The following is a 12574-nucleotide window of genomic DNA, read 5'->3' on the forward strand; positions in this document are numbered from 1 at the left end:
GTCATACATTCTTGAGCTTGTATTTTTATACACGTGCTCATGGCAACAATAGGCGATACTCATGAATGTACTAGATCGGTTTCGTAAACGGGGTTTTATCCACCAAAAAAGAGGCGACCTCAGACCTGCATTAACAGGATGAACGGTTTAATGCATCATTAAACCGCTAGACCCCATTTTCATTCATTGCGGTGTCTGACAGGACATGGGGTTTCGTATTAATTGTTGCTCAAAGGTGAAATTCTGTATGAAAATCGTCCTTTTTTCTAAACTTAACTACCGATTGATACGAAAAGATGACCCGTAGTGTAGTCATATCATGGAATCTTTTCTGGTTCGAAAAGCCACAATCTTCGCGAAAATAGCCTTATATAAAAATCAAAAATTTTTCGTTAGGAAAGATTCTTTTCTTGTTCATCGGGGCAATTTCATCTGATTTTTGATTTAATTTTCCATTTCGCTGTTGATTTCCATCAAAAAATAAATGAAATAATGTCTGAAGCCTTTTTAAATCATGTTTACAGTCTGATGTTGATTGATTTACCTCCTGCTTTTCAACGTAATAAGGGCTTGGAAAAAATCTAAACGTTAAAACTTGATATTTACAGGTAAAGTAAGAGAGATTTCTTGTTGACCATCTTGTATATACAAGATATACTATGGGTATAAACATCTTGTATATACAAGATAAAAATTGCATTTATTTCTAGTATTCACTGTAATTGCTGATTAGGGTAAGGACTTCTTTGGTAAAAATGAAAGCGATTACGATATAAAAAGAGGAGGAAATACAATGAGTCAACATTCAAAAACTGCTGAAGCGATTGTCACTGCAGTTGGTGGAAAAGAAAACATAGCGGCAGCCACACATTGTGTTACACGACTACGTTTTGCTTTAAAGGATGAAAGTTTAGTAGATAAAGAGGCACTTGAACGTATTGATTTAGTGAAAGGCTCCTTTTCGACAAATGGTCAATTTCAAGTGGTGATTGGGCAAGGAACAGTTGATAAAGTTTACAATGAGCTGATTGATCAAACTGAAATTGGACGAGCATCAAAGCAGGATATAAAAGATGAAGCAGAAAAAAACTTAAACCCAATTCAGCGGGCGGTTAAAACGTTAGCCGATATCTTTATCCCGATATTACCCGCGATCGTGACAGCCGGTTTATTGATGGGGATTAATAATCTTCTCACAGGTTCAGGGATTTTCTTTGATAAACAATCATTAGTGCAGGTTTATCCGCAATGGAGTGACTTTGCGGCCATCATTAACTTAATTGCGAATACCGCCTTCGTATTCTTGCCCGGTTTAATAGGTTGGTCGGCAGCGAAGAAGTTTGGTGGTAGTGAACTACTCGGGATGGTTCTCGGACTTATGCTTGTACACCCTGATTTACTAAACGCTTGGTCCTATTCGTCTGCCGTTCAAGATGGTGGCGTTCCAACGTGGAATATATTCGGTCTAGAAATTCAGAAGATAGGTTATCAAGGTCAAGTCCTTCCAATCTTAATTGCTTCATGGGTGCTCGTGAAGATTGAATTGTTCTTAAGAAAACGAATTCCAGATGCATTTCAATTATTACTTGTTGCTCCTCTCGCCTTATTAATTACTGGTTTTATCTCCTTTTTAGCAATTGGTCCGGTAACATTTGTGATTGCGAATGCTTTAACAGACGGACTCGTCGCCGTGTTTGATTTTGTGCCTGCTATTGGCGGATTGATTTATGGTGGATTATACGGCGTTCTCGTTATTACAGGAATGCACCATACATTCTTGGCGGTAGATATTCAGTTAATTGGTAGTACAGGGGGAACATTCTTATGGCCAATGCTAGCGTTATCCAATATTGCGCAAGGATCTGCGGCACTTGCGATGATGTTTGCAACAAAAGATGAAAAACTAAAAGGATTATCGTTTACTTCTGCCGTGTCTGCATATTTAGGGATCACAGAACCGGCGATGTTTGGGGTCAATTTACGATATAAATACCCATTTATCGCAGCGATAACAGGATCAGCGATTGCAGGATTATTTATTACGATTAATCGAGTAGAAGCCTTTTCAATCGGTGTTGGTGGTTTACCTGGATTTATTTCTATTCCACAAGAAAAATGGTTCGTTTTCTTTGTTGGAATGATCATCGTTCTTGTTGTGCCATTTGTGGTAACATTCCTTATTGCGAAAACGAGAAAAGCAAAAAACTAATACGGGTGGTGTAAGCATGAAACAGCCTTGGTGGAAAAAGGCCGTTGTCTATCAAATTTATCCAAGAAGCTTCTACGATACGACAGGAAATGGTGTAGGAGATATTAATGGGATAATTGAGAAGTTGGATTATTTAAAGAAATTAGGGATTGATGTGATTTGGCTTACGCCGATCTATCAATCTCCACAACGTGATAATGGGTATGATATTAGTGATTATTATTCATTACATGAAGAGTTCGGTTCAATGGAGGATTTCGATCGATTACTAGCTGAAGCTCATCAGCATGGGATTAAAGTGATTATGGATATTGTCGTCAATCATACGTCAACAGAGCATGAGTGGTTTCAGAAGGCACTCCAGTCAAGTGATAATTCGTACCGAGATTATTATATTTGGAAGGATCCCATCGATGGAAGTGAGCCGACTAATTGGCAATCCAAATTTGGTGGAAATGCGTGGGAGTTTGATGAGAAGTCCGGGCAATATTATCTCCACTTATTTGATGTTACCCAAGCGGATTTAAATTGGGAAAATGAATCCCTTCGACAAGAACTGTATGATATGATGACGTACTGGTTTGAAAAAGGGGTCGATGGCTTTAGATTGGATGTTATTAACCTGGTCTCGAAAAATCAACAATTTCCAAGTGATGATGGATTCGTCGCTCCGGGAGATGGTCGGAAATTTTACACAGACGGTCCACGTGTTCACGAGTTTATGCACGAAATGAACGAGAAAGTGTTCTCAAAATATGACGCCATGACGGTAGGAGAGATGTCGTCTACAACGGTTGATCACTGTATTCAGTATACGAAACCTGAACGCGGTGAGCTAAGTATGACGTTTAACTTTCATCATCTAAAAGTAGATTATCCAAATGGAGAAAAATGGAGCGTTGCTGATTTTGATTTTCTACAACTGAAACAAATTCTTTCCAAGTGGCAAGTCGAAATGAACGCCGGTGGTGGTTGGAATGCCCTGTTTTGGTGTAATCATGATCAGCCTCGTATCGTTTCTCGATTTGGGGACGACGGGAAGTTTCGTCAGCAGTCGGCTAAAATGTTAGCGACAACGATTCATATGATGCAGGGAACACCTTATATTTACCAAGGTGAAGAGATTGGTATGCCCAATCCAAAATTTACAGAGATCGAACAGTATCGGGACGTAGAATCTTTGAATATGCACCAGATTTTGGCAGAGCAAGGGACTTCCCACGAGGAAATCATGAGTATATTGCAAGAAAAATCTAGAGATAATTCTCGTACCCCTGTTCAATGGGAGAGCGCACCTCACGCTGGATTTACAAAGGGTGAACCGTGGATCGGCGTAGGAGCGGGTTATAAAGAAATTAATGTAAAACAAGCGTTATCGGACAAGGATTCAGTGTTTTATCACTATCAATCATTGATTCAGCTTCGTAAAGAATACGATATTATCACAACCGGAACTTACGAGCTATTAGATGGTGATCACCCAGAGGTTTTTGCTTATGTTCGGGAGGGAAACGATGAAAAGCTGTTGGTGGTGAATAATTTCTACAGTAATTCGACAACGTTCACTCTGCCCAGACATATCCATCTAGAAGGATATTCAAGTGAAGTACTTCTGTCTAATTATGACGACAGTAGGAATAGTGAAACTACGATAAAGCTTCGACCATATGAATCGATTGTCTTCTATTTTAAAAAAATATAAGCTTGTAAAACCCATAGTTATGTAACTGTGGGTTTTAGTGTTTTAGCACATTGATAGTCGTCAATCGTCAGCTACAATAAGGAGACCGCTAGATGGTATAATAATCATAGGTGATAATATGAAGCAAAATAAATATACGCAAATATATGAAGAGATTGCTATGAAAATCAAGCAAGGAACGTACCAACCTCAGTCCAAATTGCCATCTGAACATGAACTCGTGGATTACTATCAAACATCTAGAGAAACAATTCGAAAAGCGCTGAATCTGCTTTCACAGCATGGATATATTCAAAAAATTCATCGTAAGGGCTCGATTGTCCTGGATATTCATAAATTTGACTTTCCTATCTCGGGTTTAGTTAGCTTTAAAGAAATTGCCAAAAAGATGCATAAAGATACAGAGACTATTGTTCATGAAGTCGCGCTGATAAATGCAGATGAATTTCTGCAACGGCAAATGAACATTGGCAAAGAAGAAAAGGTCTGGAAAGTGGTCCGCTCAAGAAGGATTGAAGAAGAAGCGATTATATTAGATATTGACTACTTTTTAAAACGATATGTTCCGTTGCTCACAACAGAAATTTGTAAAAACTCCATTTATGAGTATCTTGAAGATGAGTTAGGTCTACCGATAAGCTTTGCGAAAAAAGAAATTGTCGCAGAAGAATGTAATGAGAAAGATCGACAATTTTTAGATTTAAAGGGATATGGTCATGTTGTTGTGGTGAAGAATTATGTCTATCTTGATCATGCCGATATTTTTCAATATACAGAATCAAGGCATCGACTGGATAAATTTCGCTTTGTTGATTTTGCTAGAAGATGAGGATGGGTTCAGTGGAGAACTTTGTAAAAGATTGTTTTCGCAAAGTTTGCTGACATGCATACCCGTCTATTAATCTTGGTTTAACTTGATTTCGGGTCATCTTTTCGTAATCGTTTTGAGGAAACCTCTGCAAAACGGAGTGTTTCCTCAAAATGATGGATTCAATAGCAACAGTGCATAGGAAAAAAACCTTTACAAATGATGAAAAATTAGACGTATAGAAGAGAGGATGTAGGTGTTAATATGGCAAAAACAGTAGTATTAGCAGAGAAGCCATCTGTTGGCAGAGATATTGCGAGAGTGCTGGGTTGCAAGCAAGGTGGAAATGGCTTTTTAGAAGGGTCAAACTATATTGTCACGTGGGCGCTAGGTCATCTTGTTACTTTAGCCGATCCGGAAACGTATGATGAAAAGTACAAAACATGGAGGTCAGAAGATTTACCGATGCTACCTCCGTCGTTGAAGCTCGTTGTCATAAAGAAGACGGGCAAGCAATTTCAAACAGTAAAAGCGCAACTGAACCGGAAAGATGTTAAAGACGTAGTGATTGCCACGGACGCTGGTCGTGAGGGAGAATTGGTTGCTCGGTGGATTCTTGAAAAGGCGCGGGTGAACAAACCGGTCAAACGCCTATGGATCTCTTCTGTAACCGATCAGGCAATCAAAAACGGGTTTAACAGCTTGAAACCCGGAAAGGCCTATGAAAACTTATATCATTCCGCTGTTGCTCGCTCAGAAGCAGATTGGTATGTCGGTATGAATGCTTCGAGAGCGTTAACAGTCAAACACAATGCACAGCTCTCCTGTGGAAGGGTACAGACACCAACCCTAGCTATGATTGCGAAACGAGAAGAAGAAATTAAAGCATTCCAACCGAAAGCGTTTTATGGACTTCAGTTGAAAACGCCTGAATTAACGTATCAATGGCAAAGTCGTGAAGGAAATAACACTCGTCTATTTGAGAAGGAAAAGGCAGAAAAAATCCAACAAAAATTAAAAAATAAACAAGCGAAAATTGAGATGATAAGCTCTCATGCGAAAAAGAAATACGCTCCGAGCCTGTATGATTTAACGGAACTACAGCGTGATGGGCATAAAGTATTTGGGTATTCAGCGAAAGAAACCTTGTCGATTTTGCAACGATTATATGAACAACATAAATTGGTAACCTACCCGCGAACAGATTCCAAATTTTTATCCACGGACCTAGTCGGCACGTTAACAGAGCGAATCAAAGCCTGTTCCATAAAAGAATATCGCTATATTACGAGTAAAATCAAGGGTGACATCAAGCTAGGGAAATCCTATGTTAATAATGAAAAAGTAACCGATCATCATGCGATTATTCCAACAGAGCAAACTGCATTTCTTCCGAAGCTCGATGATAAAGAAAGAAAAATATATGATTTAATCGTTAAACGCTTCTTAGCCATCTTCCTTCCTCCCTACCAATATGAACGCTTAACAGTGGAAGTGAGCATGGAAGGGGAACGCTTTCTGTCAAAAGAAGATGCGGTTACGAATGTCGGATATAAAGCAGTGTATGGAGAAGAGTTGGATAAAAAAACGCTATCTGGGGAAAGATTGCAAAAAGGATCGTTATTAGGCAATGTTTCTGTCCAGTTAACGGAAGGGAAAACGCAGCCGCCAGAGCCCTTTAATGAAGGGACGCTCTTAACCGCAATGGAAAATCCAGCGAAGTTTTTAGAAGGTGAGAACAAAGAGCTGAAAGAGACGTTAGGCAAAACCGGTGGCCTAGGAACGGTTGCGACTCGAGCGGATATTATCGAGAAGCTATTTAAATCTTTTTTAATTGAAAAGATAGGAAAAGATCTTCATGCAACTCAAAAAGGAAAACAACTGCTAGAATTAGCCCCTGAAGATCTTACGTCACCGGCATTGACGGCAGAATGGGAACAGAAGCTAGAGGGAATTGCCAAAGGAAAACTGAATAAACGAGTGTTCCTTGAAGAAATTAAAGGGTATACGAAACAAGCAGTTGCTGAAGTTAAACAGACCGATAAAAAGTTCAAGCATGAAAATATTTCGGGAACTAAATGCCCTGATTGTGGAAAGTTTTTACTAGAAGTGCAGGGGAAAAATAGTAAAATGCTTGTTTGTCAAGACCGGGAATGTGGGCATCGAAAAACAGTGGCCCGAACGACGAATGCTCGCTGTCCGAATTGCCATAAGAAACTTGAGCTAAAAGGGGAAGGCGAAGGTCAAATTTTCGTTTGTCGATGTGGACATAAAGAAAAACTTTCCACCTTTCAAGAGCGAAAAAGCAAAACGAAAAACAGCAAAGCAACTAAGCGCGACGTTCAGTCCTATATGAAAAATCAACAAAAGGATGAACCAGTTAATTCTGCCTTAGCAGAAGCGTTAGCCAAATTAAAATTTGATTAAATCAGGTTCTTTTCGTAGCATTTTTTGAGGTGGTCACTGACAAGAATAGAAGCCATCCTTAGTAACAAGCTATCCGAGCCCACAAAAAAAGCAGGGATACTCCCTGCTTTTTTTGTGGGCTCAGATCAACTCGCACTTGGGCGTCAAGAGGACGAATGCCAATAAATCTAAGTAAAAAAACAACAAATTCAAGAAAAGACTTTCGTCCAAATCATTAGACCCCGAGATCATATTTGGTGTACCCTAAATCTAATACATATAAATTTCCAAATTATGTGGCTTGTTTTGTATCTGTAGTGGGTATAGTAGGGAAAAGGATTCCGTTCAAGCATTAAAAAATTCGTGAAATGCTTATTAGTCGTTAGAGATATAAAATTCTGTTTTCGTAGCAGTATACCCACTGTGAATCAGTTTGGTGTGGGCATCTTCTCGTATACATTGTGGCGATTTTAGCTGATTTTTGACTAAACCATCCATTTGACTGTTGATTTGCATCAAAAACAGACGAAACGATGCCCGAAACAAAGCTAAATAATAGAGGATCAACTGGTACGAAAAGGAACAATCTTTGCGAAAACAGCCTAATAAAAAGAGAAAGAAAAAACGAAAGTCGAGGGGGATACAAATGCCGGATTCATTATTATTTAATTTAATGTTAATTGGCGGTTTAGGGGTGTTGTCTCAATGGGTAGCTTGGCGCTTTAAGTTACCTGCGATTGTGGTGATGTCCATTGTAGGGCTATTAGTTGGTCCTATCTTTGGTTGGATTCATCCAGAAGAGGACTTTGGTTCCTTATATGAACCGGTCATATCGATCGCTGTAGCAATCATATTATTCGAAGGAAGTTTAAATCTTGATTTACGAGAAGTGCGTGGTTTAAGTAAATCGGTGTTTCGCATTGTCACGTTTGGAGCTATTATTGCATGGTTATTGGGTTCGGTCATGGCACATTATGTCGCAGGACTTACATGGTCGGTAGCCCTTGTGATCGGTGGGTTATTTATTGTTACGGGTCCAACGGTTATTCTACCTTTATTGAGACAGGCAAAGCTCAAGCCACGTCCTGCAAAGATTCTGAAGTGGGAAGGAATTATCGTCGATCCTTTTGGTGCGTTGCTAGCTGTATTTGCCTTCGAAATTGTTAAATTTTTAGCTGCCGATGAAGGTGGAACGGTTCTTCTGCCCTTTTTACTAGCCTCACTCTTTGCGACGGGGTTCGGCTTATTTTGTGGCTATGGAATTGGATGGCTATTCGAAAAAGGTCACGTACCAGAGTTTTTAAAATCGCCTGTGGTCTTTGCGGTCGTCTTGCTTTGCTTCACGATTTCCGACGAAGTGATGCATGAAACAGGCTTATTAGCCGTTACGGCGATGGGGATGATGCTAGCTAATATGAAGGTATCTTCTATTGAAGATATGAGGCATTTTAAAGAAAATATATCAGTCTTGCTGATCTCAACGATTTTCGTCATGATTACCGCTTCTTTAACTAGAGAAGTTCTCTTAGAAGTATTCCAATTGCGTACACTTGCCTTTGTTCTATTGATGCTCTTTGTCGTTCGTCCGGCTTCTATTTGGATTTCAACGATAGGAACAGATTTAACGAGGAATGAGAAAACATTATTGGGTTGGATTGCCCCGAGAGGAATTGTGGCTTTAACCGTGTCGGGTTATTTAGCCTCTGTGTTGATGGAGGAAGGATTTGAAGAAGCATCGATTCTCACATCTTTAACGTTTGCGCTCGTTTTTTCAACCGTTTGTGCACATGGATTCTCGATTCGGTGGTTTGCTAGGAAACTGGATTTAGCGATTCACAATCAACCAGGAGTTCTGATTATTGGCGGTAATTCATTTACGACAACGTTAGCTCAAACGCTACAAGAGTTGAAAATTCCTGTCCTTATTATTGATTCTTCTTGGCAAAGGTTGGTATCTACAAGGAAATCAGGGGTCCCTTCCTACCGTGGGGAAATATTATCGGAGCAAACAGAGTATAAATTAGATTTAACGCCGTATGAATATATGGTTGCAGCAACGGAACTAGACTCCTATAACGCGCTTGTATGTTCGACCTATGTGCCGACAATCGGAAGGAATAATATTTTTCAATTAAGTCTTCAAAATCACCAAAATGATGATCTAGATGATCTAGTTCATACAGTTGGAGGGCGGAACCTATTTCGTGAAGAAGATACATGGGAAGAATTGCTCTCAAAAGTTCAATCAGGCTACATTATGAGAAAAACGACTCTTTCAGAGAAGTACGATTATGACCAGTATTTACAAGATCGAGATGAGGAAACCGTCTTACTATTCATTTTTAAACCTTCGGGGAAGCTCGAATTTTTCACTACAGATCAAGAGTTACAAGGTGAGCCCGATGATACGATCATTGCCCTCATGCCTCCGAGTAAAGAATTCAAGAAAATAAAGGAAAAATTACAAGAACAACGTGAACAAGAATAACGTTCGTTCCAATTGAATTAGTAGATAAATCAACCATCATTTTTAACAAAATTATTGATTTAGAAGAATTTTCATCTATTTCACGTTAAATTTATGAACAAAATTAGACCAATTATTTGCAGTTGTTTGGAAATACGTTAAACCAAATGGATACCACTTACAATCAATACACTGCTAAAGAATTTCATGCGTTCTTTAAAAAAGTAAAGCAAGTCTATCCGACTGGTAACATTTTGAATAATTTAGACAGTCCATAGAGTCAAATGTTTTAAGTGAATTTTCTAGTTTCCTTGTATAGACACCAAAACCATTATTAAATTTTTTTGGTCCTTACCTACAGATCAAGTCCTACAGCTTAGATGGCTGTAGGACTTTTAATACCATTTACATTTTGAAACCTTAGCAAAAGCTTCGTTGATTTGTATAATCCCAACAATTTCAATGTGAATAGTGAAATTTTTTCTTTTTTTATCCTATGTTACATTGAAAAGGTTATAGATTAATAGATTAGGAAGTGAAAAGAATGAACAAGGAACAAGTTGTTCGTTGGTCGTTTTTCATAGGTGGATTGCTTATTTTAGCGTTAGGAATTGCTCTTACTATAAAAGGGAAAATGTTTGGAATTGGTCCATGGGACGTCTTTCATTACGGACTTTTTTTACAACTCGGTTTAACGATAGGCTCTTGGTCCATAATTGTCGGGCTTCTAATTATTTCTGTTACGGCTATTTTTACTAAGAAATGGCCGAAAATGGGGGCTTGGCTCAATATGCTCCTAATGGGTTTGTTTATTGATATGTTTTTATTGATTTTGCCAGATGTTCACTCCGTAATAGGTCAAGCAATTGTCTTTTGTGTCGGTCTGCTCGTGTTAGGGTATGGAATTGGTTTATATGTATCAGCTGATTTTGGTGCCGGTCCTCGGGACAGCTTGATGCTACTTCTTGTGGAAAAAACCGGTTGGAGTGTGAAGTGGGTTCGAAATGCGATAGAGATAGTGGTCTTTCTGTTCGGTTGGCTACTTGGTGGTCCGGTTGGAATCGGAACCATTGTTATCGCCTTTTTACTAGGTACAATAATAAATTATTCCTTACCACAATCCAAAAGTTTTCTACACTTTTGTTTAATAAAATGGAATGCAAAAACTCTTTCTCACTAAGGTATGAGGAGAGTTTTTTGTTGTTGGTTGTTTTACTAAGGTGCTTGGTGGGTAAAATATATATTGTAGATGAATTTGGAAGGAGAATGAGAAATGAGTAAAAAAATACTAATGGTATTAACTAATACAAGTCAAATGGATGCAGAGCATAAAACCGGATTATGGTTCTCTGAGTTTGCTGAACCGTATACAGAATTTAAAAAGCAAGGATTTGAGGTAGCAGTGACAAGTCCTCAGGGCGGGGAAATACCAATTGATCCGAATAGCACAAATGAAGAGGAAAAGAAGAAGTGGTCAGAGGCAATGGAAGTTCTGCAAAATACAGATAAATTAGCACAATATCAAGCTGATTCTTTTGATGGAATCTTTTTGCCAGGTGGACATGGGACGATGTTTGACTTACCAAAGGACGAGTCATTGCAATCAATTTTAACGGCGTTTTCTAATCAAGATAAGGTGATTGCCGCAGTATGTCATGGACCGGCTGGACTAGTTGGTGCCAAACGCTCAGACGGAAAACCTTTGGTCGAAGGGAAGCAAATGACAGCTTTTACCGATCGAGAAGAGAAAGAGACCGGCTTGGATTCGTTAATGCCGTTTCTACTTGAAAGCAAACTACGAGAATTAGGTGCACATGTTGAAACAAAAGAAAACTGGGCTGATCATGTAATCGTTGACGGTAAGCTAGTCACTGGACAAAATCCGCAGTCGGGACAAAGTGCAGCGGAAGCAGTTGTGAAATTGTTAAATCAATAATAGTTAGTAATATTGAGGAGTAGAGATGACGTGGGAAGTTTTATGTCCCGCGTCTTCTTTTTGGACTACCACAGCTTTTCCGAGTGTGGTGTTTTTTTATGGGCAATATCTTGAGGGATTCCTAGGTCTGATATCAAAAGTTTTATAGAAACCAACCTATTCTAAGAGTCTAAGGAGAAAGACGCTAAATAGGGGGAGTGTGCGCAAGAAGGGGAAAGTCGTGCATAAAGGAGAAGAAGTCGTGCACAAAAAGGGAAAAGTGGTGCGTAAAAGGAGAAAGTCGTGCATAAATCTAAAAATTTATGCTTCTTCGCTATTTAGTATTTAGTTCAAACAACTATGTAGGTTTCAGAACTCAATCAATTATTCTTGTAACAGGTGGTGAATGCTGAGCGAGCAATTGAACTCATTCCCTTGTCCGGTTTGGTTTTTCGCTTGTTTTAATCAATATGTAGAATCCTGACATTAAGCTAAAATGGTAGCATCAATTGAACCCTAGAAAATTGTCTTGTCAACACTAAATAGCGAAGAGCCAAATTTATGAAGAAATGTGAGGGAGTGGTTGTCATTGAACCACCTTTGGTTATCCACACTCAAAAAAATGTTGAAAAGAAGCATAATTTCTTTTGTTGGGGATTTGTGTATAAATGTTGGGGATAAGTAAGTGTTAATCGAACAATTGATGAAAAAAACCATTATAATTATGCTTATCCACAAGAAAAAAAGAGGGCGGTATAATATGACTTATTCACAAACGTTAACAACCTATTTTCGCTTTCATCAAAATGATGAAAGCGCCCCAGCGATGGAGCAGTATATGAGAAATCAATTTTCTTATCTCGGAATCAAAACTCCGGAACGAAATGCTTTGCTGAAAAGCTTTTTAAAAGAGTATGGGAAACCCAGGCGTGTTGATTATCCATTTTCAGGCAAACTAATCCCGTAGAAAATCCGGGCGTTTTTTAAAACTACACTCATTTCGGATAACCAATCAATTGGGAGATCATTTATTAAAAGAAGTCTTGTAAATGAGATAAATGATAGCT

8 protein-coding genes are annotated in these 12574 nt (G+C 38.8%); all 8 read left to right on the forward strand.

All coding sequences use genetic code 11. The annotated features are described in order from the left end of the window. Nucleotides 1–793 precede the first annotated feature (793 nt). The 8 genes from treP to U8D43_RS20615 all read left to right on the forward strand — a co-directional run bounded on the left by treP (nucleotide 794) and on the right by U8D43_RS20615 (nucleotide 12474). Nucleotides 794–2209, forward strand: a complete 1416-nt coding sequence (gene treP, locus U8D43_RS20580) for a PTS system trehalose-specific EIIBC component (protein ID WP_335873021.1) — start codon at nucleotides 794–796, stop codon at nucleotides 2207–2209. Between the two features lie 16 nt (nucleotides 2210–2225). After that, nucleotides 2226–3911: an alpha,alpha-phosphotrehalase gene (gene treC, locus U8D43_RS20585; protein WP_335873022.1), complete on the forward strand. Its 1686-nt coding sequence runs from the start codon at nucleotides 2226–2228 to the stop codon at nucleotides 3909–3911. Nucleotides 3912–4029: 118 nt separating this feature from the next. Then, nucleotides 4030–4740 (forward strand): trehalose operon repressor, encoded by a 711-nt coding sequence (gene treR, locus U8D43_RS20590; protein ID WP_335873023.1) that lies wholly within the window; start codon nucleotides 4030–4032, stop codon nucleotides 4738–4740. A 243-nt stretch (nucleotides 4741–4983) separates the two neighbouring features. Beyond that, nucleotides 4984–7146: a DNA topoisomerase III gene (locus tag U8D43_RS20595; RefSeq protein ID WP_335873024.1), complete on the forward strand. Its 2163-nt coding sequence runs from the start codon at nucleotides 4984–4986 to the stop codon at nucleotides 7144–7146. A 625-nt stretch (nucleotides 7147–7771) separates the two neighbouring features. Then, complete coding sequence (locus tag U8D43_RS20600) at nucleotides 7772–9613, forward strand: cation:proton antiporter (protein ID WP_335873025.1); 1842 nt, start codon at nucleotides 7772–7774, stop codon at nucleotides 9611–9613. A 523-nt stretch (nucleotides 9614–10136) separates the two neighbouring features. Continuing rightward, nucleotides 10137–10772 carry a YczE/YyaS/YitT family protein gene (locus U8D43_RS20605; RefSeq protein ID WP_335873026.1) on the forward strand — a complete coding sequence of 212 codons (636 nt, stop codon included), beginning with the start codon at nucleotides 10137–10139 and terminating at the stop codon, nucleotides 10770–10772. A 93-nt stretch (nucleotides 10773–10865) separates the two neighbouring features. Further along, nucleotides 10866–11528, forward strand: a complete 663-nt coding sequence (locus tag U8D43_RS20610; RefSeq protein WP_335873027.1) for a type 1 glutamine amidotransferase domain-containing protein — start codon at nucleotides 10866–10868, stop codon at nucleotides 11526–11528. 739 nt (nucleotides 11529–12267) lie between these two features. Continuing rightward, nucleotides 12268–12474: a DNA alkylation repair protein gene (locus tag U8D43_RS20615; protein WP_335873028.1), complete on the forward strand. Its 207-nt coding sequence runs from the start codon at nucleotides 12268–12270 to the stop codon at nucleotides 12472–12474. Nucleotides 12475–12574: the final 100 nt, after the last annotated feature.

This window comes from Bacillus sp. 2205SS5-2, from assembly GCF_037024155.1.
In the GTDB taxonomy this organism is placed as follows: domain Bacteria; phylum Bacillota; class Bacilli; order Bacillales; family Bacillaceae_K; genus Bacillus_CI.